A 26,458-nucleotide genomic window follows, 5' to 3' on the forward strand; every position below is an offset into this window, starting at 1 on the left:
CAACTCCATATTTCTCTCCCTTTAATAGATCGAGATCAAACCTGTGCGAGTCGTTCGCAGATGTTAAACAACGCATTTAAATGTGTTAATTAACATCATGTTATTAATTAGGGGTAAATTAACAATAAAATATTCGAATTAAAATATAATTTCAAATAAATTATACGAATTTAAAAGTAATTTAGCAACAGCAAAAATTTAAAAACTTATAGATAATGCTATATTATCAAGCGTTAAACCAAATTGCGCCGTTAATCATTAAAATTTTCAAAAAATAGGGTTGACGATTTTTACAGGGTAAATTATAATCTTAATAACTCCATGGGAGAAATTAAACGAAATAAAATATAAAATTGAGCGAATAATGAATAATATAGTCGATTCTTTTATGGAAATGAATGTTTTAATAACATGATGTTAAAAGGTGAGTAAATGATAATTAAAAATCAGGAATTCTTAAAGAAAGAAAATCAGAGTTTAGTATTGGAACTTATTCTTACAAATGGACCAATATCCCGAGCAGAAATAGCTAAACAGACGAAAATGAGCCCTACATCTGCTTCCAGAATTGTTGGTTCCCTATTGGAAAGTGGTTTGATCAGAGAAGTTAATCTCTCTAATGAAGGAATAGGAAGAAAGGCAACCTATTTATTGCCTGACGAAAACTCTGTTATCTCGGTTGGCGTAGAATTAAATCAGCATACGATTCACGTTGGCTTTATGAACTTTGTTGGAGAATTAATTATTCAAGAGAAGCATGATTATACTGTGACAGACCCAGTCGAAACCGTTCAGTTTATTTCAGGAAAAATACAGAGTCTGATGCAACAGCAAGGGTTTCAAAAAGACCAAATTGCCGGTGTTTGTATTGGATTACCAGGATTGATCGAAAAGGATAAAGGGTTAGTAAAGCTTTCCGCTCAATTTGATTGGAAGAATGTTTTACTAAAGGAAATGTTTGAAAAAGAAACTGGTCTCTCTGTATCTATTGATAATGAACTAAAATTGAAGGCACTTGCAGAGTATGTGGTGTATCCGTCACCAGAAGAAAAGCACATGGCCATGATTGGATTAGGTGCCGGGGTAGGTTCTGCTCTAGTAACAGATGGTGAGATCTACCGTGGGGAAGGCAACTTCTCAGGTGAAATAGGCCATACTGTCGTGGATCCGTATGGTATGTCCTGCCCGTGTGGCAATTTTGGTTGTTTACAAACATACATCGCCGAAAAATTTCTTTTGGATGAGGCTTCAAAAACCAAAGTTGTTAGTAGTTTACAAGAATTGGTGGAGGAAGCGGACAAAGGAGAAAAGTGGGCAAGGAATATTTTGGATAAGGCTGTTACATATGCTGCAATCACCATTAATAATGTCGTATGTGTGTTTAACCCAGATAGTGTGGTTCTTGCTGGAACATTAATAGAGGACCATCCACGAATCAGGGAGCAAATTCTTGCTAAATGTGAGGAGCAGATCTGGACTCCAGTAGTCGGCTCGTTTGCTTTACGCACGACGAAGCTTGGTGCAGAAGGTGTTGTGGTAGGAGCTGCTATGAGTATACAAAAGGAATTCATCAAGAATCTGCGCGTGTAATAGTAACACGTCGGGGCCGTTTCATTAGACCCTAACTTGATTTGAAAACGTTTTTATGAGCTATCTCACTAAGGAATAAGCAGGTGCAGAAAAGTAATCATCTTTAGATAAACCGGAGGAAGCACTGCTTTAAATATAATTTTCAGAAGAGGAGGAAGAGTGGCATTTTTATGTAGTGTAAAGACCTAACCATTTTTAATAATAAGGGGGAATTTAGAATGAAATCACGAATTAGTTTACTTTTATTCATCATGATGGCTTTTCTGGCTATCACGGCATGTTCGTCTGATGAAAACAGTGAAGGAAAAGCAAAGGACGAAAAGAAGGAAATAACGATAGCCATTGATCAAAATTTTGTAACCCTTGATCCACATAATGCAGGAGATACAGTTTCCATTTTTGGAACGAGAGCGATGTATGAAGGACTTGTGGGTTTTGACCAAAACATGGAGGTTATCCCTGTATTGGCAGAAGACTATGAAGTTAGTGAGGATGCGTTAGAATACACGTTCAAATTAAGAGAAGGTGTTACCTTTCATGATGGTGAGCCGTTTAATGCAGAAGCTGTACAAGCAAATTTCGACCGCATTATGGATGAAGACCAGGATCTAAGAGCTAAACGTAATTTTCAGTATGTAGATAAAATGGAAGTTTTAGGTGATTATGAAGTTAAATTCACATTAAACCAACCGTTCAGTGCGATGTTAAATAAATTTGCAATGGTGCCTTTTATTAGTCCTAAAGCAATTAAGGAAGATAAAGACTTAGGATTAAATCCAGTAGGAACAGGGCCATTTCAGTTTAATAAATGGAACCAGGGTGATTCGCTTGTAGTCGACAAATATGCGGATTATTGGGGAGAAGATGCTACAAATGTAGAAAAGGTTGTTTATAAGCCAGTACCTGAAAACGGGTCACGAGCAGCTATGCTAAAAACAGGTGAAGCTGATTTCGTGTATCCTGTTCCACAGCAAAATGTAAAGGATTTTGAAAACAATGATGATGTGGTCATTGAAAAAACTCCTTCAACGATAGCAAGGTATGTATCTATTAACACATTTAAAGAACCTTTTAATGATGTCAAGGTTAGAAAAGCAATGAATATGGCTGTAAATAAAGAAGCATATATTGATGTAGTGAAAAACGGATATGCAAGTATTCTTGATTCTACGATGTCTTCAGAAACACAATATTATTCAAAGCAAGAGCCTTACACATTTGATGTAGAAGAAGCGAAGAAGCTAATGAAAGAAGCTGGATATGCGGACGGCTTCGAAGCAGAGATTTGGGGTAATTCAAGTTCAGAAACCATTCAGGGAATGGAGTTCATTAAACAACAATTGGCGCAAATCGATATTGATGTAAGCATTAAATCAATGGAAGAAGGAACATTATCTGATGAAATTTATACACCGGAAACACCAGAGGATGCGAAGGTGCAAATGTGGTATGTAAGCTGGTCTCCTTCTTCCGGTGATGCGGATGGTGCAACTCGTTCCTTGTTCAGCAGTGAGTATTTCCCGCCAAATGGTGCAAACACTGCTTACTTTAATAATAGTGATGTAGATAAATGGATTAACGCAGCGAACGAGACCTCCGTAAAGGAAGAACAAGCAGACATTTATTCTAATATCCAAAGCACAGTTTACGATGAAGCTCCTTGGATTTTCCTTGCGACAGATACTATTTTATCTGGACATACAAAGAATCTGGATGGTGTTTATGTACTACCAGATGGCTCCGTCAGTATTAAGAACGCTACATTGAAATAATACAAGTGGGAGCTGATATTTCAGCTCCCTCTATTGGAGGTGACCCAAGCATGTGGCAATACATAGTAAAAAGAGTTATTGGGCTAATTCCGCTTATCTTAGTTGTATCCTTCGTTATCTTCATGTTCATTCACCTCATACCAGGTGATCCAGCGAGGTTGATTGCCGGAAAAGAAGCGACAATAGAAGAAGTTCAGGAAATCAGAGTAAGCCTCGGATTAGATAAGCCAATAATAGAACAATATTTTGTCTATTTAAAAGACTTGCTAACTGGGGATCTTGGCTACTCCATCCAATCAGGGGCTCCTGTTAGTGAATTAATTGGTGAACGTATTATGCCAACACTTGGTTTAACGTTTATTAGTATTATCTGGGCATTAGTTGTAGGTATTTTAATCGGTGTCGTATCGGCTGTATTCCGTAATAAATGGCCAGACCACCTTGGCATGGTTGTAGCTGTTTCTGGTATTTCATTACCGAACTTCTGGGTGGGATTAGTGCTCATTCAATTATTTTCTGTACAGCTTGGCTGGTTACCAACCGGTGGAGCAGACGATTGGAAAAGTTATCTGATGCCTTCCTTCGCGTTAGGGGCAGGAATTATGGCAATGATTGCAAGATTTATGCGTTCCTCCTTAATGGAGACAATGAAGCAGGATTACATTCGTACTGGAAGAGCAAAAGGTCTCGGAGGTAATGCCATTGTTTTTGGACATGCGCTTAAGAACTCTCTCATTCCCGTCGTAACCATTGCTGGTCTGCAGTTTGGTTTTTTATTGGGAGGGTCTGTTGTTGTTGAAACCGTGTTTAGCTTCCCAGGGCTTGGCAGATTACTAATTGATTCGATCCAGTTTAGAGACTATCCGGTCGTTCAAGCAGAGATTCTACTATTTTCTTTACAATTCATCCTGGTAAATCTACTGGTTGATATCGTCTACAGCTTTTTAAATCCAAAAATACGCTATCAGTAATTTGATCAGCAACAGGGGAGGTTTATTATGAGTGATGTTCAAACAGAGATCATGCCGGAAGGAGCGGTAAGTATGAAGGAAGGGAAGCTATCGAATTTCTGGAAAGACTTTCGGAAGAAGAAACCAGCCCTCATTTCCTTTTACTTTATTATTCTCTTATTTATTATCACATTAATTGGTCCATATATTGTTCCTTATGACCCTGCAGCCCCGGATTATAATAAAGTCCTTGAATCACCTTCACTACAACATTTATTTGGAACAGATAGCTTTGGAAGGGATATATTAAGCAGACTGGCTGTAGGTGCAAGGATTTCGTTGACTGTAAGTATATCTGCTGTATTGCTTGGAGCACTAGTCGGCACATTTCTTGGTCTGATCAGTGGGTTCTTTGGCAAATGGGTAGATCGAGCGATTATGCGCGTATGTGATGTTTTATTTGCATTTCCTGATTTGATTTTAGCGATCGGGATCGTAGCTATTTTAGGACCAGGATTAAAGAATGTTGTCATAGCAGTAGCTTTCTTCAGTATTCCTTCCTTTGCTCGCATTGTCCGAAGTGCCACATTGGAAACGAAGGAAATGTTATTTGTCGAAGCAACTAGATCCATTGGCGCAAGTAATAAACGAATGATTTGGAAACATATTTTCCCGGAAACCGTACCTACGATTATTGTTTACTTCACGATGAAGGTTGGTACAGCAATTTTAGCTGCTGCCAGTTTAAGTTTCTTAGGGCTTGGAGCAGAACCTTCTTCTCCGGATTGGGGAGCTATGCTCAGTAACTCGAGGGATTATATTGACTCCTCCTTTCATCTCGTATTTTTTCCGGGGTTAATTATTTTCCTCACCGTACTGGCCTTCAATTTGCTTGGAGATGGACTGCGGGATGTACTTGACCCTAAGACGAAAGATTAAGGAGGACAACCGATGAACCAATTATTACAGGTAAAAAATTTAAAGACAGGTTTTCGTAAAGAAAATGGCATGCAAAACGTCGTACATGGAATAAGCTTCCATGTAAATAAAGGTGAAATCGTTGGTATTGTTGGCGAATCCGGTTGTGGTAAAAGTGTAACTTCCTTATCCATCATGCGATTGTTACATGATACACCAGGTGAAATTGTGGATGGCTCTGTCATGTTTAAAGGGGAGGACTTAACCGCACTGTCGGAGAGACAAATGAAAAAGTATCGTGGAAATGAATTATCTATGATCTTTCAGGAGCCTATGACTTCTTTAAATCCGGTATTAAAAATAGGAAGACAGTTGAGAGAAACAATCCAGTTACACTTAAATATGTCTAAAAAGGAAGCACATCAACATGCGATATCGATGTTAAAGTCTGTTGGAATCCCGCGTGCAGAAGATGTGATGAACGATTATCCTCATCAGCTATCTGGTGGGATGCGACAGCGTGTTATGATCGCTATCGCTATTTCTTGTAACCCTTCCTTACTTATCGCAGACGAACCAACTACTGCATTGGATGTAACCATTCAGGCTCAAATTCTATCTGTATTAAAAGATGTTCAAAAACAAAATGAGATGGGCATTTTAATGATTACTCACGATTTGGGTGTCGTTGCAGAAGTTTGTGATCGTGTGGTAGTGATGTATGCAGGAAGAATTGTAGAAAGTGCTACAGTAGAGGAATTATTTGCAGCACCCAAACATCCATATACAAAGGGATTAATTGCATCAGTTCCTAAAATCGGCCAAGGAATTAACAGACTTTATTCCATTCCAGGCACAGTGCCAAGCCCGTCAAATATGCCGACAGGTTGTAAATTTGCCCCGAGGTGTAGTCAAGTGATGGAAATTTGTAAGATAAAGGAACCGGAATTAATCCAAATGAAGGAGCATGATTGCAGGTGCTGGCTTTACCAGGAGAAGGAACAGGAGGTGGAGCATATTGAAAAAGGAAGTTCTGCTAGAGGTTAAGGATGTAAAAAAGGTATTCCCACTTTCCACAAGCTGGTTTGCGGAAAAGAAGTATGTGAGAGCAGTGGATGGTGTCTCCTTTACAATCAATAAAGGAGAAACTTTTGGTTTAGTTGGGGAGTCGGGCTGTGGAAAGTCAACAACAGGGAGACTTGTTAATGGATTAATTAAAGTAGATGAAGGTGAAGTCAATTATAAAGGTAATGACTTAGCTAACATTTCCGAAAAAGAATGGAAAAAATATCGAAAACCAATGCAAATGATATTTCAAGATCCATATGCTTCGCTTAGCCCTAGAATGAAGATAAAGGACATTCTAATGGAGCCATTAACTATTCACTTTCCAAAGATGAGTAGCTCTGAAAAACAATCCATTGTTAAGGAGTTATTAGGAAAGTGTGGTATCAGTGAATATCATTTGGAGAAATATCCTCATGAATTTAGTGGGGGGCAACGGCAACGGATAGGTATTGCTCGTTCTTTAATTTTAAAACCAGAGCTGATCATTGCCGATGAGCCTGTATCTGCGTTGGATGTATCCATTCAATCGCAAATTCTAAATTTAATGAAAGACTTACAAGAGGAATATGAGTTAACGTATCTATTTATTTCCCATGACTTGAGTGTTGTAGAGCATATTAGTGATCGGGTCGGCGTTATGTATTTGGGAAGTCTTGTAGAGGTTGCTTCAAAGCAGGCAATATTCAAGGAGCCGAAGCATCCATATACGAAGGCATTGCTCTCCTCGATCCCGCAGCCGGACCCGAAAGTAAAACGGGAACAAATTGTGCTGCAGGGGGATATTCCAAGTGCTTCGAATCCGCCTGCCGGTTGCAAATTCCACACAAGATGTCCGTTGGCAATGGATATTTGTAAGAAAGAAGTAGCACAATTACAGCAGGTGGCGGAAGATCAGCAGGTAGCATGTCATTTATATTAGTAATTTTTTAGATAAAGAAAAAACGGAGGGTAAATGTTGACTAATTTACGCTATAGACAGGTACATATGGATTTTCATACAAGTGAACATATTCCCCATGTTGGCAATCGATTTGTAGCAGAAGAATTTGCGGATACGCTAAAGCAGGCGAATGTCGATTCTGTTACTTGTTTTGCTCGATGTCATCATGGTTGGTTGTATTATCCGTCAAAAAACAGACCGGACCTTATTCATCCACAGTTAAAAAATAATCGATTATTGCTCGAGCAAATTGATGCGTGTAATAAGCAAGATATTCAAGTTCCTATTTATACAACTGTCCAATGGGATGCATATGTGATGAAGCATCACCCTGAGTGGCTGGCAATAGATGAAAATGGAGAATATATCAATAGTCAGGGTGTACCGGAACCACATTTTTATTACACGATTTGTTTAAACAGTGATTATCGAGTCTATTTCAAGGAACACCTCCAGGATATCGTGGATGTCGTTGGTGTAGACAAAATTGATGGATTCTTTATGGATATTCTATTTAAAGTGGATTGCAATTGTTCAAATTGCTTTAAAGAGATGAAGAAAAAAGGCTTGGATACAACAAGTCGCCGTGATCGAATCTACTATTCTACGATAATGCTGGATGAGTTTAAAGAGGAGATTACTGGTTTTATTCAAGAAAGAGTTCCACATGCAGGTATCTTTTATAATAGTTCACATATTGGACCAAATACGAAACACAGTGCAGCACACTATACCCATTTGGAGCTTGAATCACTGCCTAGTGGTGGGTGGGGATATGATCATTTTCCTGCTACGATGCGCTATGCCAGAAATTTGGGCAAAGAAGTACTAGGGATGACAGGGAAATTCCATACCTATTGGGGAGACTTCCATTCATTAAAAAACAAAGCAGCACTAGAATTTGAATGCTTTCAAATGCTGGCATTAGGTGCAGGCTGCTCCATTGGAGACCAGCTTCACCCAGATGGTCAGCTATCTCAGGCAGCTTATGATCTGATTGGAGACGTATATGGGCGCGTAAAAGAACTGGAGCCCTATTGTAAGGATACAAGCACAATTTCTGAAATTGGGGTAATGACCCCGGAGGAATTTTATGTGCCGGGCGATCATAATCTAGGCATTCATCCTTCACTAATTGGGGCTGTTCGTCTTCTCCAGGAACTGTCCTACCAATTCGATATTATCGACAGTGGGATGAACTTTATGGATTATAATATGATTATTTTGCCAGATGTGATTGAATATTCTCCAGAGTTGGAAGAAAAGCTGCATACCTACATGGAGCAAGGTGGTAAGGTTATTGGAACACATCACTCACTTATGGAGAAATCAGGTAAAACAAGCAACGTTTACGGAAATAAATATATTCAGGAAGGACAGTTTGATCGGGATTTCATTTTACCAAATGATACGTTAGGTAAGAAATTGCCAAAAGAAGAATTTGTCATGTACGTAAAAGGGACAGAGGTAGAGCCTGTTCAAGCAGAGGTCCTCTTGGATACAGTTAAGCCATATTTTAATAGAGAAGGCGATACATTTTGTTCCCATCAGCATGCACCTTCTTCCAAAGAAATGGGTATGCCAGCTGCCACAAGAAATGGGAATGCTGTTTATTTTGCTCATCCGATTTTTGGCACATACAGAAAGAACAGTCTTGCATGGTGTAAGGCAGTGATGAAGGATGCCTTGGAAATGCTTCTTCCAACGCCATTGGTGCAGCATAGGGGACATGCCGGATTAATTACATCGCTTGCAGAGAGAAAAAGTGATGGAGCGCGAGTTCTACATGTACTGAATTACCTTACTCAAAAAAATCGGAAGATATTTACACGATTGAAGATATCTTACCCGTTTATGATGTTCCATTTGAGGTGTTCGTCGGGAGTAAGCAGGTGAACAACCTTTATTTCGCACCAGATATGCACTCCATCCCATTTGAACAAGTGGGGGAATCCATCCGCTTTGAAGTACCACGGCTAGATGGATATGCTGTCATGGTAATTGAGTAAAGGAATTTTTGAATAACGATTTGTAAAACCAGATAGCGTAGCTATTTTTATGAATTCAAGATAGATAGAAAGGAAAGAAATCATGTCACATCCGATTGTAGTAGAAGAATACAGAGGAAAAAGCTTAGAAAACACACATCAAGGTATCATATGCGTTCTTAATGAAAACAAGGAAGTGATTTATGAAAAAGGGGACATAAATGACTATGTATTTTACAGGTCAGCAATGAAACCCCTTCAGGCTATACCCGCATTCACGACAGACGTAATCGAAAAGTATAAGTTGACAACAGAGGAAGCTGCATTATTCACAGCCTCCCAGCGTGGGGAAACGTACCATCAGGAAGCGTTGGAAAGTTTAATGAAGAAGCTGGATTTGGCTGAAGACTTACTTGTATGTAATCCAAGCTATCCACTCAATGAAGAGCCAAAGAATAACTACATTTGGGAGCATAAACCGAAACGACGGTTATTGCATAATTGTTCTGGTAAACATTTAGGGTTTCTAGGATATATCAAGGAAAAAGGCTATTCCTTCACCGATTATGAAGAACTCGACCATCCATTGCAGCAAGAGATTTTGCAGTATGTGGCAGAGTTATCTGAAACACCGAAAGAAGAAATTCAAACAGCAATTGATGGCTGTGGCGTTCCTGTGCACGCGATCCCATTAAAAAATATGGCATTGTCCTTTCTGAAATTTGTTAAGCCGGAGCTGATTGAGAATAAGCAAACAGCGGAAGCAGTACGAAAAGTCGGTGATGTCATGAATGCACATCCGGAGATTGTCGCATCACATGATTTCATTTGTACAACCTTATTGGAGGATCCGAATATTATCGCAAAAGGTGGGGCACAGGGTGTATATTGTCTCTCTCTCCGTAAAGAAAAGATCAGCATTGCACTTAAAGTATTGAGTGGATCTGAACTGGTATGGCCTGTGCTTGTTGCAGAGCTTTTAAAAAAGATCAATTACAGTAATGAAGAGACAATTGAGCGTCTGTTAAACATTCGGTCGATGGAAATTATGAACGACAATGGAAAGCTGGTCGGTGAGACAAAAGTAATTCTTTAAAAGATAAAGAAAAAAGTTTGAGCTGAAAACGTAGATACCAGTTATTGCTAGTAACTGTATTTAGAATCTACGTGCTTGCAGGGAAAAATCAATATACTAATTTGGCAACAACAGAAGGGAAGGGTTTAATGAAGATGAGAAAATATATTCTGTTTGCATTAACCGTACTTATAGTAAGCAGCATGCTCGCTGCATGTTCAAGCTCTGATGAATCTGCAGATCAGAAGGATGCATCTGCAAAAGATGGAGAAAAGAAACAGGTATTTAATTTAATCAGCAATGATACGATTCCAACGATGGATTCTTCCATGGCTACAGATGGATATGCGTTTCAATTTCTTGGTACTACAATGGAAGGACTCTACCGACTTGGTGAGGATGGAAAGCCAGTAGAAGGGATTGCCAAGAAACATTCGGTGAGTGAAGATGGATTGACTTGGACGTTTGAATTAAGAGAGGATGCCACTTGGACAAATGGTGATCCGGTAACTGCCCATGATTTTGTTTATGCATGGAGAAGAGCAGTAGACCCGGAAACTGGCTCAGAGTATGGTCCTTACATGATGGGTAGCGTGATTAAAAATGCTGCTAAGATCAGTAATGGAGAAGCGGAACTCGATGAACTGGGAGTAAAAGCAGAAGGAGATTACCAATTGGTAGTTGAACTGGAAAACCCAACACCATATTTTGAATCCTTAACTACTTTTGGTACATTCTATCCTCTAAATGAAAAATTTGTTGAGGAGCAAGGAGATAAATATGCGACAAGCGCAGACACAATGATCTTTAATGGTCCGTTTGTTATGAAGGATTGGGCAAGTACAAGCAGTTCCTGGGAAGTAGAGAAGAATCCAGACTACTGGGATGCAGATGCAGTACAATTAGATAAAATGACTTTTGATGTTATTAAAGATCCGCAAACAGCTCTAGACCTTTATCAAAAAGGAGAGGTAGACCGTGTGGATCTCTCATCCGATTTTGTAGATCAATATGCTACAGACGAAAATTTTGTGAATACACCTGAGTTCGGCATGCGCTATTTCAAATTTAATATGAAAACAAATGAACATTTGAAAAACAAAAACATCAGAGCTGCGATTGGCAGAGCTTTTGACAAGCAAAGCCTTGTGGATGAAATTTTAAATGATGGCTCACTTGCTGCTACAGGAATCGTGCCTCAGGAGTTCGCTAAACATCCGGAAACAGGAGAAGATTTCCGTAAAGTTAATGGTGATCTGATGGCATATGATGTAGAAGAAGCAAAAAAATATTGGGAAAAAGGGTTGAAAGAAGAAGGAATCGATTCATTGGAATTGGTATTCTTAGCTGGTGATAGTGAAGAAGGCAAAACGCTGAGCGAATACTTGGCAAATCAGCTTGAATCCAATTTGGAAGGATTATCTGTTGAATTAAAGCAAGTACCAATGAAGCAGCGTATTCAAGCAGATAATAACTTGGAATATGATTTGCAGCTATCAAGCTGGGGTCCTGACTATTTAGATCCAAACACGTTCTTGAATATCTTCTTAGAAGATACAGGTGGGTATTATAATGAAGAATTTAATAAGCTGGTAGAAAAAGCGAACACAGAGCTTGCCTTAAAGCCAGTGGAACGATTTAATACATTCTTAGAAGCAGAGAAAATCCTATTTGATGATGCTGCTATTGGCCCTGTTTATCAAACAGGAAGAGCACAGCTAATCTCTCCAAAGATGGCTGATGTCATTGCTGTTCCGTTCGGTCCGGAATATGAATACAAATGGGCGCATGTGGAGTAATTATAAAAGGTAAAGAAGGAAAAGAGTATGGGACAAAACTAATGGCGACATTCTAAAGACAAATATTTTAGCGTGTGGGTGCCCCGCTCCGGAAAAGTCGCTTCGCTTTCCGTGGGCGCTGCTAAGCCTCGGGCCAACAGGATGTTGGTCATGAAGGCGTCGCGACAGGACGTCGCGAATTTAGCTTCCATCCTAACGCACTGTGGGGTCTTATCTAGGCTTATCCTCCCACAGGAGTCTGCGCGATTTTCCTCCGCTAATTTGTTACAATAAGAAATCCGAACCACGTTTCAGTGTTAGTGTGAATTGGTTCGGATTTTCAATGTATAAAAATTTCCTTTCAATCTCTTTTCCACAAATTATGAACGTGCTTAATCATACAAAAATCAGGAGGAATTGTTATGAAGTTATCGATGTATTCTATGTCAACAAATGAAATTGAAAGCAAACAAATAGAGAAGGATGCTTGTTTTGGAACGAAGAAAATAGTTGAAAAGGAAACGGGCCTTTATTTCTTATTAAGCACGAACACAACCAATCAATCAACAGAAGATATCCGTCATTTGGGAGGAGAGGCGCGTAGCTATATTCGTAATGAGTTTCCCGGCGAAGCTTTAACGATTGATATGCAGCCTTTCTTTGCCGAAGCTGCTGCTGTATCCTCAGAATTCCTCCCGGCGTTTATGGAAGGATGGTACCTCGCCAGTTATTCTTTTTCAAAATATCAGGGCTCCAAAAGGCCCGCTGATCCTATTTTACTTTATGATCTAGATAAATATGAAGCGGTAGTAAAAACAGCACAAACACGATCCCAGGCTGTAAATATTGCCAGAGATTTATGTAATGAGCCTGCCAATAAATTAACACCTGCTATTTATGCTGATAAACTGCAAGAGATTTTTAAGGACACGAATGTAAATGTGGAAATTTTACAGGGAGAAGATCTGGACAAACATGGCTTAGAAGCAATAAAGACGGTAGGTAAAGGAAGCATCAATCCGCCAAGAATGGCTGTTCTCACATTAAAAAATAGCGATGAAAAGCATATAGCTCTTGTCGGAAAGGGAGTAACCTTCGATTCAGGTGGAGTAAATGTGAAAACCGGTAAAGGAATCTGGGAAATGAAAATGGATATGGGCGGATCTGCGGCCGTAGTTGGTGCGATGAAGCTATTAGCAGATTTGGCAAGTCATGTCCATGTAACTGCAGTTATTCCTTTAGTAGAAAATCTGGCTGGAACGAACGCTATTTGCCAGCAGATATTATTTCCTATTCCAATGGCTTATATGTAGAGGTTGGAAATACGGATGCAGAGGGAAGACTTGTTTTGGCAGATGGGATGCTTTATGCTCAAGCATTAGGTGCAGAAACAGTTATCGATATCGCGACATTAACAGGTGCTATTGGACAGGCATTAGGATTAAAAGCAGCAGGTGTTTTCAGTAATCAAGAAGAGGACTTGTGGAAATATAAGCAATTGGGAGAACAAACGGGGGATTATGTCTGGCCAATGCCAGTGATTAAAGAATACCAGGAATATATGAAAAGTGATTATGCAGATTTAAACAATATGAGTTCTTCTGATTTTGGTGGTGCCATTACTGCAGCTATTTTCCTGAGTAATTTTGTTGAGCCGAAGACAAAATGGGTACATATTGATATGGCTAATACAGTAAGGCCTTGGAAACAATATGGCTATCATGTAGCCGGCGCATCTGGATTTGGTGTAAGATTGTTAACAGAAATGGTATGTGAAGAAGGGAAGGAATAAAGATGAAGCTTGAAGTCATTGTACAAAGTAAGCAGGAAGCAATCGAGGCACAAAAACTGGGAGCGGATCGCTTGGAACTGGTGTCTGCCATGAAAGAAGGCGGTCTGACCCCTAGCTATGGAACAATTAAACAGGTACTGGAAAATGTAGAAATCCCTGTGCAAATCATGGTCCGCCCGCATAGTTATAACTTTTTCTATACAGAAGCAGATATTGAGGTCATTGTTGAGGATGTAAAAGCCATTCGCGAACTAGGTGGAAACCGAATTGTATTTGGTGCTTTAAATCAAGATGGTACAGTCAATGAATCCATGTTGAAGGAGGTTATCAATCAATTCCCGGAAATCGACATCACTTTTCACCGCGCATTTGATGAAGTCACTTCACAGGAAGAAGCATATCGAACCCTATGTAACTATCCTTCAAATGTGAAGCGAATTTTAACATCAGGCGGAAAACCCAATTGTATGGAAGGAAAAGAGCAATTGCGCAACCTGGTGAAATTGGAGCAAGAATTAGGCGGCCCAGTAATTATGCCGGGATCTGGACTTACCCCAGAGAATGTTCAGGAGATTAAGCAGACGACAGAAGCGACAGAATTTCACTTTGGAAAATCTGTGCGTGTTGAGCAGTCATTTGCAAATGGGTTTGATGAGGGAAGTGTGGATAGCGTATTGCGGGTGTTGAAGTAATATAATGAAGAGGCATTCCTTACAGATAGGATAAAAAGTATTTTATTTATAATAAACAGTATTAAACAGTTTTGTATTTCAACCATAATAGAATAGTGCTAAAAAACCTTTTATCTTTTTATGAAAATAAAAGGTTTTTTATTTACAATAATATTACAGAAAATTAAAAATTAAAATAAAAAAAGGATATACGTATGTTAAAATGGGATATCAAAGATAATTTAATGAATGAAAGGAGTGTGAAAATCTATGAAAAATAAATCATTGATTTTATATAAATATCTTATATCTTATATAATCATATTTTTAATTCCTTATGTAACAATAAGTGCAGTGTTTTATTTTATGTCCGTACATAATCTCCGTACTGAAATAATTAAATCTAATGTTGAAAAGATAGAGCAGGTAATAGAGTTTACCGATACTAGAATGAAAGAACTTAGAAGCTTAGCAATTCGAATATCTTATGATCACCGTCTTACTCCCTATATGTTTAGCCAACCATATTACAGTAAATTGGCAATAGAAGAATTAAACTCATATAAAGCAAACAGCGCTATTATAGATGGACTTTATTTATATTACCAAGGAAATGACCAATTATACTCACAACGTGGCAGTACTACAATTCATACATTATTAAATGCTGTATATCGGGTAAAAGAAGATGAGGGAGAAAAATTCAATCAAAAATTGCAAACGGTTACAAAACCCATTACTTATCCAATTGAACTTGATACTAATAGTGGAGATAAAAGTCAAAAATTAATTTCATATTTATATCCAATTCCAACGAACAGTTCTTTTAGTTATGGTACAGTTGCATTCTTAGTGAAAGAATCGACACTAAAAAAATTAACACAGAATGTATTAGGGGATTTTAATGGAAATATCTACATATTTAATGAGGATAACGATTTGCTTTCAGCTAATAATAAAGGAGAAAAAATCGATTTAAAAGAGATAAAGCCTTTTGCTAGTGGACAGACTGGAGTAATTAACAAGACCATAAATGGTAGGAATTATTCTATGGTGGTGGTTCGTTCAGAAAATACTAACTGGACAATCGTAACAACGATGCCTACTACTCAGTTTTACGAAAAAATGTCTAGTTTAAAATTTACTATTTTATTGATCTTAACAATAATTGCCTTAATAGGAATTGTTACGGCAATCTTCATGTCTTTTCGGCAGTATAGACCCATTCAAAATTTGGCTCATTCATTAAAGAGTAAACACAAGAACATTACAAATAATAACGATAAGGATGAATTAGCAAGTATTCATGAAACTATTAATTTAATGTATGAAAATAGTGAGGAATTACAGAAAAAGATAGTTTCACAGCAACCGTTTATAAGAGACCAATTACTACTACTTTTATTAAAAGGTGATCTTAAAGATGAGACAGAAATTAATAAATTATTACGTGATGCTGGAATTAATTTTATAGGGAGTAAGTTTTTTATTACGTTAATTCTTTTTAAGGATAAGGTTTTGGAACATAAATCTTTACAGAACAGGGAAATAATTTTAAGTAATTTAAGGAACGTTTCTATTAACAGTTGTAAAGGGTATGGGGTGGAACTCATTCATGAAAATGGTTTGGCCATTATTACTAACATAGATGATACCGCTGAAAGAACGGAAGAAGTTCAAAGAAATTTTATTGAAGTATTAAAGGAACAATTGAAGAAATTCAGTACAGAAATGCCTATTATCACAGTTGGTAAGGTTTATGAAGAGTTAAGTTGGATCAACCGATCTTTTATTGAGGCAAATGCTTCCGTAGAATATAATCTACTAAATTATGAGCACAACACCGTGTATTTTGAAGACATTGCAATGGAAAAGACGGAGACAGCTTTATGGCTACCACAAGAAGAACAAGCTAAATTAACTCATAGTATGAAGCAGGGAGATAAAGTAGTAGCGTTGGAAACTTTAGGAACAATGTTTAACAATATAAAAGATCAAAAGATGTCTCCTCATATACTAAAATGTATTTGTTTTGACATGATCAACTGCGTTCTGAAAACAACCTTGGAATTAGGGATGAAAGAAAGTAGCATGGAGGTACAAAAGTTAGTGGATTTCACTTCGGTAATTGATCTTGAAAATAAACTTTCTCATTCAATACCAATTATCTGTGAGGAAGTTGAAAAGTCTAAAGAAAATACGGACAACCTGCTTAAATTGAATATTATAAAACATATCCAGGAAGAATATAAATCACACAGCCTTGGATTAGAATACACGGCAGAAAAATTCCAATTATCTGCTTCGTATTTAAGTAGATTTATGAAAGAGCAAACAGGAAAAACATTTACACAGTATGTCTGGCGCTTACGTAATGACGAGTTCAAAAGACAGCTAAGGGAAACGGACTACCCTATTAAAAAGATCGTTGAAGATATAGGTTATGTAGATGTTGCAAATTTCACAAGGAAATTTAAAAAAGAAGAAGGAATTACACCTGGACAATACAGAAAGCAATATAAAGTAAAGTAATTGTAAATATAAATCAGCCTATAATATAACAATAATTAGCACTTACAACAGCTACCTAAGGTCTAGAAGATCTTAGGTAGTTTTCGTTAACTTTATATTATTTAAAGAACAATTAATACATGCTTAACAATTAGAGGTTATTCTAAAAGCGTAAGAACGTACGCATGTCAAGAGTTACATAGTTTGTGTAAAACACATATTACGTAAACTTAGAAATAATGGTAGGTTATTTTTAATAGGTTTAGATTTTAGAATATACAGATAATTTAAACCTATAATAATATAGTTTGCAGGAGGTGAATACGTGATAAACCAGCGATATTTAGTTTTTATTTATACAAAATAGATGGGAGGTAACGAGTATTATTAGTAAATTTAAAAAAAGTTTAGCGATAATATTTATAGTTACTCTAGTTTTAGGAGATTTGTTGCAGGTAGGGTATTTGCATGCGGAAGAACAAAAGGGAAGCCCCAATATGACTCCACACTTATTAATCACGGAGATCGTCCCAGATTCTACAAATGTAAATGGAGCTGACGGATATGAGTTTATTGAAGTCTATAATAACACCGACCAATTGATTAATTTCAAAGACTACAATTTTCGTTACAGATATCCTAGTGGGCCTGATAATGATCAGGTTTGGAGAGCCATTCCGAATGATGTGTGGTTACAACCAGGTAAAGTGATGGTCTTCTGGGTAATGAATGATAAAAATAAGGAACTAACCATTGCTGATTTTAATTCAAATTATAATACTAATTTAATTGAAGGTGAAAATCTTGTGAAATTGGATGGCAATTCTATGTCCAATAGTCGAAAACGAAGCATCGTAGTATCTAGTAACACGGGATATGAGATTGTCAAAGCAACATATAATGATGGGGTGGATGATACTCAGCCTGATAAAGGGATTTTTTATAAATATCCTGAAGACGAGACCAATGTAATGGTACAAACAGGTGCTGGAGTGGAACAGGCTAATCCCGGGAGCATAGAGGATACCCAAGTGCCTGAGTCTGTTGTTAACATAGAGGAGGATACAACACCTCCAACTATAGAAAACCTTACAACCGTAAAGGAAACAACTGCCACTGAATTGGTAGAAATCAGTGCTGAATCAAGAGATGAATCGCTTGTTAAAACATTTAAGCTCTTTTATAAAAATACAGAAGATAGTACATTTAAGTCCGTAAATTTGACAAAAAGCAATGAAGACTCTTTATATAGTCATACACTTCAATTACTTGACTTATTAGGCAGTAAAAAGATTGAGTACTATTTTGAAGCTTCAGATGGTGTTAACATAACGACCTCTGAAAAGTATGAAATTAGAATTATAGAAGATGAAGCCAGTCCAAGATTAAATCTTTCAAATGGAGAAATAATAACTGGAGAAAAAGTAATTAAGGGAAATATAAGTGGATTGGATCCGGAAGAAATCTCTCTCTTTATAGATGGAAATGAGGTGGTGGATTCCTATCGCTCATTAGAAAAACAAGCTTACTTTGTTTTTGAGGGAGAAGGCTTGAATAATGGAGCTCAAAATGCAGTAACCATTAATGAGGAAATTTTAAAAATAGTAGAAGGGATTAGTGGCTTTTCATCAGTTATCGTCCCTGTTTCACCTGATGAGCTGAAACAAGGAGACAATCAAATGGCAATCCGTGCCGGGGATACGAAGGGTCCTTTCTTTGAAGATACGTTTCCGATTGACCGCTATGTAGATGATTTTGATGTAAGAAATGTACGTTTAATATTAGCCGATGGAACCGAGATTAGAGATCCGGATTACAGTGATGCTTCTGAGGAAATACACATAGGTGATGAAACGTACCGTGCAACATTTTTTAACTTCCATATACCAGAAGAGGAGTTAACATCTAAAACATACAACTGGGATACGAATACGACTAGCGATGGTGAACATCAAATTACTATATCTTCTCCTGGACACGGTGAGGAATCAAAAACTGTAGTAGTTGATAACAGTGGTCCGGAAATTCAAACCACGATGGAGGAAGGTAAGCAGTATAAAGGTGAATTTGTAATTGATGTTACCGTGGATGATGAAGGGGACAAGGTGAAAAGTGTTGATGTTTTACTAGATGGTCAACCTATTGAAGTTCCCTATGAGACTTCTTCTATAAAACTTGCAGCTGGTGAACATGTGCTTGAAGTTTCTGCTATGGATGAGGCAGGGAACGAAAGTAAAAAAGTGATTTCTTTTAATGTCATGGAAGAGATGCCACATAAACCTAAGATCATTTCACCGCTGGATGGGGAAACGGGTATTAATGTGAATCCGGAATTAAGTGCAGAAGTAACAGATCCCACAGATGATGATTTGCATGTAACCTTTTATCAAGGGAAAAAATATAATGTTGAAAACAAAAATCATGTAACTGCTTATAGAAATGCAGTTAGTACAGAACCTCCTCAAGAGAAAATACCTGACGGTGAGTCTGCATTAACTGAGGAAGAATATGCAAAAATTATGTCCTCTAATGATGAATATTTCATCACAGATTCAACCGAGAAGTTCCCTTATTTGCGATTTGAAGCAGATTTAGAAGGTGAAATTGATGGAAAAGATATGGTTGAGTTGATTTGGGAAGGTAAATCTCTTGAAGGGCGCAAAGTCACCATGTATGCATGGAATTATAACGAGGGTGAAGAAGGAGCATGGGTAGCAATTGACTCTTCAACTACAGAAACAGAAGATGATTTTTTCTTAACAGCTGATGTCAGTGTTGAGGATTTTGTAAGAGAGAATAAAGTAGACATACTCATACAGGATCAAATCCCACCTCCAGAAGAGTATGATTACACCTTTGCATGGATGACTGACACACAATTCTATACAGAACTTTGGCCGGATATTTACCAATCACAAGTGAATTGGATTAGGGACAACCAAGCAAATTTGAATATAGACTATGTGTTTCATACAGGAGATATTGTAAACGAAGTTAGCGAAGTATATCAATGGGAAAGAGCAGATCAATATATGGGTGTTTTGGATGGCGCTTCTGTACCTTATGGCGTATTGGCAGGTAACCATGATGTTGATTTGCAAAATAACAATGATTATACGACTTATTCTCAATATTTTGGTGAGAAACGGTTTGAGAGAAAACCCTACTATGGAGATTCATACAAGGATAACCGTGGTCATTATGATTTAATATCATCTAATGGTAATGATTACATTATGCTTTACATGGGTTGGGGAATAGAAGATGAGGATATTGCATGGATGAACAATATATTAGCACAATACCCAAATCGGAAAGCGATCTTAAGCTTTCATACTTATTTGACTCCTGAAGGTACCAGATCAGCAATTGGCGAGAGATTATACCAGGAAATCGTAGTGCCAAATCATAATGTTGTTATGGTATTGTCAGGCCATCTTACTGATAGTGAGCTACTTACCAGTGAATTAGATGACGATGGAGATGGGACACCAGATCGAAATGTATATCAGATGCTTTCTAACTATCAAGGCAACCCAGAAGGTGGCGCGGGATATATGAAGCTGTTTCATTTTGATACAAGTAGTGGAACAGTATTTGTTAATAGTTATTCTCCTTACCTGGACGATTTTAATTACTACGACACAGAAGAATATCCAGACAAAGATGAATTTACCATAGATTTGAATCTGGAACCACAGGTTAAACGAGTAGCTACAGATTATTTTGAAATTAATGTCTATTCAGATGAAAAAATTGGAGAAGTTAAAGATGTACCAAGTGGTGAAGTTGCCAAGATGAAGTGGAGGGCTAGAAGAGAACACAACTTATTATTGGTACGCTTCTGTGAAAGATGAATTTGGAGGAAGTGCAAAATCAGCTATCAACCAATTTACTACAGGAGAGATCCTCCCTTCACCTGAAAATTTACGAATAATTGATAGAACCGACAATAAGATTGAGTTGGCTTGGGACCCTGTTATGAAGACGGAGGATCTGGTGACTTATGAGATCTATAACAATGATCAATTGGTAGCTTCCACGGAAAATACGGCTCATGAAATTACAGAACTGCAAGCTGATACAGAATATCATTTTACAATCAAAGCAAAAGATCAAAGTGGAAAGGTTTCCCAATTAAGTGATCCATTAATAGTAAAAACGTTAAAGGATCTTTCCGAACTGAATTTGTTAGTAAAAAAATATAAAGAAACAAAGGAAATTAAAGGTCCTTTGGTAAAGCAACTGGAAAATAAGTTGAAGCAAACAGAAAAATTTCTCTTGAAAGAAGATTTTAGTAAAGCAGTTAAGAAACTAAATGATCTTCATAAACATGTAAACAAAGATTCAATGGCAAAACATATTTCAGAGTCAGCAAAAGAGATGCTTAACAAAGAGACAGAATATATACTGGAATCCTGGAAAAACAAATAACCAAATGGAAATGCTCCTTAAAAAGGGGCTTTTTTTCTTGCCTTTTATAAAAATCACATATAAAGGATAAATTACATATTAGAAAATTATATTTTTTAGCATAATTTACAACAAGTTTGAAGAGGGTTAATAACTAATTAATAATTGTTGATTAGTATTAAACATAGATTATCTAACTAAAATCATTGCTGCCATAAGTCTTGTAAAGGGAGATAATAGCGAATGTCAACGATTACATAGTAAAAATAAAAGTGACATATTACTTATTTCTTGTAAGGATGGTAAATTAAAATAGATAGAAAAAACTGAAAAATATAATTAGGGGTTGTACAAATGATAAACATACTTGTACTTGGTGCAGGAACAATGGGCAGAACCCATATCCGGGCGTATCAAAGAATGAGTAATGTGAAAGTAGTTGGAATAGTGGATGTTAATAAACCAACTGTAGAAGGGGTGGCAAAGGAGCTTTACTTCAATCGTTTTGAAGATGCCCTGGAAAGTCTGGGAGAAATACATGTGGTAGATATTTGTCTTCCAACATATTTGCACAAAGAGTTTGCTATTAAAGCAGCAACAAGTAAAGCCCACATTATTTGTGAAAAACCATTAGCAAGCACATTGGAGGATGCGGGAGAAATAATATCTATATGTGAAGAAAATAAAGTGAAGCTTTTTGTAGGACATGTGGTTCGATTTTTTTCGGAATATTCTCAAGCTAAGAAGTTAGTCGATCAAAAATTATTTGGAGACATTAAATATGTAAGAACTTTTCGAAATAGTAGCTTTCCAATAGCTTGGAACGATTGGTATTCTAACTATCAATATAGCGGGGGGCTCTTATTGGATTTGCTCATACATGACATTGACTTTCTTTGTTGGTGTTTTGGAGAGGTAGAAAGTGTGAACGCAAATAACATTCGAAAAATGGAGTACAAAGATGTACAACATATCTCAGTGGAACTTAATTTTAAAAATGGTGTGAATGCACAAGTAGCTGGCAGTTGGTCGGAAAATAAATTTAGAACCAATTTTGAAATTCAGGGTGAAGCAGGTTATTTAGTATTTGATAGTACGAAAGAACAACCACTGAATCTACAAGTAAAAAGGGGAACTTCAATGAAGTTGATTGCTAATCAAGAAGAAATAAAGAACATAGAAAGTCCTTATTTTACACAGTTAAACCACTATGTAGACTGCATTATAAATAATCACACACCTATTATGACACCTCAAGAAGCTTATCAATCTATGAAAATAGCTTTTGCAGCTATAAAATCTTTTGAAATTGGAGATACGGTTTATTTAGAAGAAAAGTATCACTAGGTTTATGAATTTAGTAAAGGGGGTGATCAAACGAAATACGAATACACATAGAAGCTTTTTTCTAAATCAGGAGAATATTATTCAAGGAGGGTTAATAGTGAAAATTAGAAATCTATTATTATTGTTGGTTTTATCTTTTGTATTCATGCTTGTAGCTTGTAGTAATGGTGATGACGAAAAGGCTAGTAGTAAAGAGATTGATAAAGAAGCATTAGATAACTTAAATGATTCTGAAATGCCTATAGTAAAAGACCCAATAACACTTCATTTTTTGGCAGGGAAGCACCCGACAACAGCTAGCGATTACAATGAAGTCACAGTGTGGAAGAAGTATGAGGAAATGAGTAACATTAAAATTGATTGGGAAATGATGCCAAAGGAAGGTCTGGAAGAAAAGCGGAACTTGGCCTTGGCAAGCGGAAGTTTACCTGATGTTTTTTATACGAGCTATATGCCAAATAATGACTTAGTTAAATATGGGAAACAAGGTGTTTTTCTTACTCTAAACGATCTAATTGAGGAATATATGCCAAATCTTACAAAATTATTAGAAGAGTATCCGGAGATTAAGAAAGGGATAACATTTCCAGACGGGAACATTTATGGACTACCAACTATTTATGACCCCGAGTTTCCTTCTTTGCTAATTGGTTCCAGACCATGGATAAGACAGGATTGGCTTGACCAACTAAATATGGAAATGCCTCAAACTACTGATGATTTTTATGAATATTTAAAAGCAGTTAAAGAAACGGATCTAAACGGAAATGGAAAAGCTGATGAGATACCGTTTGGTGGAACATCTATAAGTGGGTTACGTCAATTTCTAGCAGGTTCATTTGGTGTTAACAATAATGGAAGAGCTCACTTATATACGGATATCGACCCTGAAACAAATGAAATGAGATTTTTCCCCATTGATGATGGATACAAAGAACTACTTCAATATATGAATAAGTTATATAGTGAAGGGTTAATTCATGAAAATATCTATACTATTGATACAAACCAGAGTTATGCGCTTGGTTCTGAAGGTTTATATGGAAGCACAGTCATTACAAGTGCTGAAACGATCTATGGAGAAGCAGGTAAGAATTATGTAGGTATGACAGCATTAGAGGGACCAAATGGAGATAGGAAATATACAGATATAGGCTCAGCGTTAGCGCACCTTGGTGGGTTCGTCGTTACAAAGGACAATGCTAATCCAGCGGCAACACTAAGATGGATGGATTATTTCTATAGTGAGGAAGGAACAAAATTATTCTTCATGGGCGTAGAAGGTGAGACCTATGAGAAGAAGAATGATGGTTCCATCGACTATGTAGATGAAATTAAGAACAGTCCTGAAGGTTTAACTCTTGAACAAGAATTGAAAGACCATATCACCTGGTTGGGCGGAGGCTATCCAGGAATCGTAATGGAAAACTATTTTAAGGGAGCTGAAAGTCTACCCTCCTCTATAAAGGCTGCAGAGGGACTTGAACCATATCTTATTGAAGATATATGGCCAAAGTTCACTTATACAGTTGATGAAAGTAAAGAAATGTCAGCATTATCAGCGGATATTGAAAAATATGTGGATGAAATGCAGGACAAGTTCATAACAGGTAATATTGCTTTCTCTGAATGGGATAAATATGTAAAGACAATTAAAGACATGGGTCTGGAGGATTATATGAGTATTGAGAAAGCTGCCTACGATAGATATAAGAACAATGAATAAAAAGTAAAAATATAGGGGGGGCATGCAGTGGGTATCCCCCCCTATATAAGGAGGTTACTGAATGCCACATAATCTGCAAGACAATCCACCTATAAAACATAGTCGATTTAATCTTGTTAAGAAAAGAATGATGAAAAGCTGGCAGCTATATGTTTTTCTTATACCTGCCCTTACATACTTTATTATATTTCATTATATTCCAATGTATGGAGTACAAATTGCATTCAAGGACTTTTATGCAACAGAAGGAATACTGGGCAGTCCTTGGGTAGGTTTTGAGCATTTCACCAGGTTTTTTGATTCGTATTATTTCTGGAGACTGTTAAAAAATACACTTCTTATCAACCTATATCAACTATTATTATTTCCGTTACCTATTATTTTTGCTCTAATGTTAAATGAACTTAGAAATGGACCATTCAAAAGATGGTCGCAGACACTGACATATGCCCCTCACTTTATTTCAGTGGTGGTAGTTGTAGGTATGCTTGTTGCATTTTTAGATCCGATTACAGGATTAGTAAACCATCTTATTGTAGCTTTAGGTGGTGAATCGGTACCTTTCTTAACAGATCCTGATTGGTTTAGACATATTTACGTTTGGTCAGGAGAATGGCAATCATTAGGTTGGGGAACGATTATATATTTAGCTGCTTTGGCTGGGGTAAATCCAGAATTGCATGAAGCTGCAAAGGTGGATGGGGCTACTCGATTTCAGAGAATTATTCATATTAATATACCATCGATTCTTCCAACGATTGTTGTCTTATTTATTTTGAACATTGGTAAGTTTATGTCCATCGGCTTTGAGAAAGTATTGCTGATGCAAAACTCTTTAAACTCAGAAACCTCTGATATAATACAGACTTTTGTTTATCAGACAGGACTATTAGAAGGTCAATATAGCTTTGCTGCGGCTATTGGTTTATTTGATTCAGCTATTAACATTATATTACTTATTACAATTAATCAAATTGCGAGAAAAACTAGTGAGAATAGCTTATGGTAGGGGTTGAATTGAAATGAGCAATCGAGGTATGTCTGATAAAGCATTTGATAAACTGAATACACTATTTGTTTTTTTAATTGTTGTAGTGATCATTTATCCTTTAATCTTTGTAATTAGTGCATCCATTAGTGATCCTGCGGCGGTCAGCACAGGGGAAATGTGGTTATGGCCTGTAGATATTACTTTTGAGGGATTTAAATTAGTTTTTAATAATGATGCTATTTGGTTAGGTTATAGAAATACTATTTTTTACACCATTCTTGGTACCTTAATTCATTTAATAATCTTACTTCCATGTGCGTATGCCTTGTCACGGAAAGAACTGATGGCAAAGAAATTTATACTATGGATTATCCTCTTTACAATGCTATTTAATGGTGGGTTGATTCCTACGTATTTATTAATAAAGTCATTGGGTATGGTTGACACAATATGGGCCATTGTCATACCAAATGTAGTAGGAGCTTGGTCTATACTGGTAGCACGCGCATTTTTCCAACAAAGCATACCAGATCAACTAGTGGAAGCTTCAAAAATAGATGGAGCATCAGATTTTTATATTTTTGCTAAAATTGTACTTCCACTATCCTTGCCTATTATTGCGGTGATGGCTTTATTCCATGCGGTAAGTTTATGGAACCAATACTTTATTGCATTAATTTATCTCTCAGATCAAAATTTATATCCTTTACAACTTATTTTAAGGGAAATCTTAGTAGTAAATGAAATTGGAGCTGATGGAGGAGGGGAAGCAGGCCTTGCGGAATCACTAGTTAATCAAGTGAAAACTGCTGGACTTGTGAAATATGCGGTGATCATTGTTTCGTCTTTACCATTATTAATAGTATATCCATTTTTACAAAGGTTTTTTGTGAAAGGTGTACTGATCGGTTCTGTGAAAGAGTAATGG

17 protein-coding genes and 1 pseudogene are annotated in these 26,458 nt (G+C 37.0%); all 18 read left to right on the forward strand.

Going from position 1 to position 26,458, the window contains the following annotated elements:
- The first annotated feature begins 432 nt into the window (after positions 1-432).
- The 18 genes and pseudogenes from JCM12304_RS00580 (at position 433) to JCM12304_RS00670 (ending at position 26,455) form a co-directional block, all read left to right on the forward strand.
- Positions 433-1,590 carry an ROK family transcriptional regulator gene (locus JCM12304_RS00580; protein ID WP_019378096.1) on the forward strand — a complete coding sequence of 386 codons (1,158 nt, stop codon included), beginning with the start codon at positions 433-435 and terminating at the stop codon, positions 1,588-1,590.
- A gap of 218 nt (positions 1,591-1,808) precedes the next feature.
- Positions 1,809-3,362, forward strand: coding sequence for a glutathione ABC transporter substrate-binding protein (locus tag JCM12304_RS00585; RefSeq protein WP_060678203.1), 1,554 nt, complete (start codon positions 1,809-1,811; stop codon positions 3,360-3,362).
- Between the two features lie 50 nt (positions 3,363-3,412).
- On the forward strand, positions 3,413-4,333 hold the full coding sequence (locus JCM12304_RS00590) for an ABC transporter permease subunit (RefSeq protein WP_019378098.1): 921 nt from the start codon (positions 3,413-3,415) through the stop codon (positions 4,331-4,333).
- A gap of 27 nt (positions 4,334-4,360) precedes the next feature.
- Positions 4,361-5,251, forward strand: a complete 891-nt coding sequence (locus JCM12304_RS00595) for an ABC transporter permease (RefSeq protein ID WP_060678204.1) — start codon at positions 4,361-4,363, stop codon at positions 5,249-5,251.
- Between the two features lie 12 nt (positions 5,252-5,263).
- Positions 5,264-6,277: an ABC transporter ATP-binding protein gene (locus JCM12304_RS00600; RefSeq protein WP_060678205.1), complete on the forward strand. Its 1,014-nt coding sequence runs from the start codon at positions 5,264-5,266 to the stop codon at positions 6,275-6,277.
- Positions 6,249-7,217 carry an ABC transporter ATP-binding protein gene (locus tag JCM12304_RS00605; RefSeq protein ID WP_060678206.1) on the forward strand — a complete coding sequence of 323 codons (969 nt, stop codon included), beginning with the start codon at positions 6,249-6,251 and terminating at the stop codon, positions 7,215-7,217. The genes JCM12304_RS00600 and JCM12304_RS00605 overlap by 29 nt, the downstream gene beginning before the upstream one ends.
- 36 nt (positions 7,218-7,253) lie before the next feature.
- Positions 7,254-9,134: an alpha-amylase family protein gene (locus JCM12304_RS00610; RefSeq protein ID WP_218185765.1), complete on the forward strand. Its 1,881-nt coding sequence runs from the start codon at positions 7,254-7,256 to the stop codon at positions 9,132-9,134.
- Between the two features lie 195 nt (positions 9,135-9,329).
- Entirely contained in the window at positions 9,330-10,322 is a 993-nt protein-coding gene (locus JCM12304_RS00615) for an asparaginase (RefSeq protein ID WP_060678207.1), read from the forward strand.
- Between the two features lie 128 nt (positions 10,323-10,450).
- The gene (locus JCM12304_RS00620; protein ID WP_060678208.1) at positions 10,451-12,100 is read left to right on the forward strand and encodes a peptide ABC transporter substrate-binding protein; all 1,650 of its coding nucleotides are present in this window, start codon (positions 10,451-10,453) and stop codon (positions 12,098-12,100) included.
- A 683-nt stretch (positions 12,101-12,783) separates the two neighbouring features.
- A pseudogene (locus tag JCM12304_RS19815) lies at positions 12,784-13,871 on the forward strand (M17 family metallopeptidase).
- 2 nt (positions 13,872-13,873) lie between these two features.
- Positions 13,874-14,563: a copper homeostasis protein CutC gene (locus tag JCM12304_RS00635; RefSeq protein WP_060678211.1), complete on the forward strand. Its 690-nt coding sequence runs from the start codon at positions 13,874-13,876 to the stop codon at positions 14,561-14,563.
- Positions 14,564-14,812: 249 nt separating this feature from the next.
- Positions 14,813-17,074 carry an AraC family transcriptional regulator gene (locus tag JCM12304_RS00640; protein ID WP_060678212.1) on the forward strand — a complete coding sequence of 754 codons (2,262 nt, stop codon included), beginning with the start codon at positions 14,813-14,815 and terminating at the stop codon, positions 17,072-17,074.
- A gap of 476 nt (positions 17,075-17,550) precedes the next feature.
- Entirely contained in the window at positions 17,551-20,910 is a 3,360-nt protein-coding gene (locus JCM12304_RS00645) for a lamin tail domain-containing metallophosphoesterase family protein (protein WP_157360410.1), read from the forward strand.
- Positions 20,900-21,487, forward strand: coding sequence for an FIMAH domain-containing protein (locus JCM12304_RS00650; RefSeq protein WP_060678214.1), 588 nt, complete (start codon positions 20,900-20,902; stop codon positions 21,485-21,487). Before JCM12304_RS00645 ends, JCM12304_RS00650 begins: the two co-directional genes overlap by 11 nt.
- A 333-nt stretch (positions 21,488-21,820) precedes the next feature.
- Complete coding sequence (locus JCM12304_RS00655; RefSeq protein WP_060678215.1) at positions 21,821-22,813, forward strand: Gfo/Idh/MocA family protein; 993 nt, start codon at positions 21,821-21,823, stop codon at positions 22,811-22,813.
- Positions 22,814-22,910: 97 nt separating this feature from the next.
- The gene (locus JCM12304_RS00660) at positions 22,911-24,539 is read left to right on the forward strand and encodes an extracellular solute-binding protein (RefSeq protein WP_060678216.1); all 1,629 of its coding nucleotides are present in this window, start codon (positions 22,911-22,913) and stop codon (positions 24,537-24,539) included.
- Between the two features lie 61 nt (positions 24,540-24,600).
- Positions 24,601-25,548 (forward strand): ABC transporter permease, encoded by a 948-nt coding sequence (locus tag JCM12304_RS00665; protein WP_019378111.1) that lies wholly within the window; start codon positions 24,601-24,603, stop codon positions 25,546-25,548.
- Positions 25,549-25,561: 13 nt separating this feature from the next.
- Positions 25,562-26,455 (forward strand): carbohydrate ABC transporter permease, encoded by an 894-nt coding sequence (locus tag JCM12304_RS00670; RefSeq protein ID WP_060678217.1) that lies wholly within the window; start codon positions 25,562-25,564, stop codon positions 26,453-26,455.
- The last annotated feature ends 3 nt before the right edge of the window (positions 26,456-26,458 follow it).

It is taken from the genome of Virgibacillus halodenitrificans JCM 12304, assembly GCF_001310895.1.
GTDB lineage: Bacteria > Bacillota > Bacilli > Bacillales > Amphibacillaceae > Virgibacillus_Q > Virgibacillus_Q halodenitrificans.

Bases quoted from the DNA above. Each gene is read 5' to 3' on its own strand.
- JCM12304_RS00655 (WP_060678215.1), top strand. From the start codon at position 21,821: ATGATAAACATACTTGTACTTGGTGCAGGAACAATGGGCAGAACCCAT.
- JCM12304_RS00645 (WP_157360410.1), top strand. From the start codon at position 17,551: ATGACTCCACACTTATTAATCACGGAGATCGTCCCAGATTCTACAAAT.
- JCM12304_RS00580 (WP_019378096.1), top strand. From the start codon at position 433: ATGATAATTAAAAATCAGGAATTCTTAAAGAAAGAAAATCAGAGTTTA.
- JCM12304_RS00590 (WP_019378098.1), top strand. From the start codon at position 3,413: ATGTGGCAATACATAGTAAAAAGAGTTATTGGGCTAATTCCGCTTATC.
- JCM12304_RS00595 (WP_060678204.1), top strand. From the start codon at position 4,361: ATGAGTGATGTTCAAACAGAGATCATGCCGGAAGGAGCGGTAAGTATG.
- JCM12304_RS00665 (WP_019378111.1), top strand. From the start codon at position 24,601: ATGCCACATAATCTGCAAGACAATCCACCTATAAAACATAGTCGATTT.
- JCM12304_RS00640 (WP_060678212.1), top strand. From the start codon at position 14,813: ATGAAAAATAAATCATTGATTTTATATAAATATCTTATATCTTATATA.
- JCM12304_RS00600 (WP_060678205.1), top strand. From the start codon at position 5,264: ATGAACCAATTATTACAGGTAAAAAATTTAAAGACAGGTTTTCGTAAA.
- JCM12304_RS00620 (WP_060678208.1), top strand. From the start codon at position 10,451: ATGAAGATGAGAAAATATATTCTGTTTGCATTAACCGTACTTATAGTA.
- JCM12304_RS00585 (WP_060678203.1), top strand. From the start codon at position 1,809: ATGAAATCACGAATTAGTTTACTTTTATTCATCATGATGGCTTTTCTG.
- JCM12304_RS00615 (WP_060678207.1), top strand. From the start codon at position 9,330: ATGTCACATCCGATTGTAGTAGAAGAATACAGAGGAAAAAGCTTAGAA.
- JCM12304_RS00635 (WP_060678211.1), top strand. From the start codon at position 13,874: ATGAAGCTTGAAGTCATTGTACAAAGTAAGCAGGAAGCAATCGAGGCA.
- JCM12304_RS00670 (WP_060678217.1), top strand. From the start codon at position 25,562: ATGAGCAATCGAGGTATGTCTGATAAAGCATTTGATAAACTGAATACA.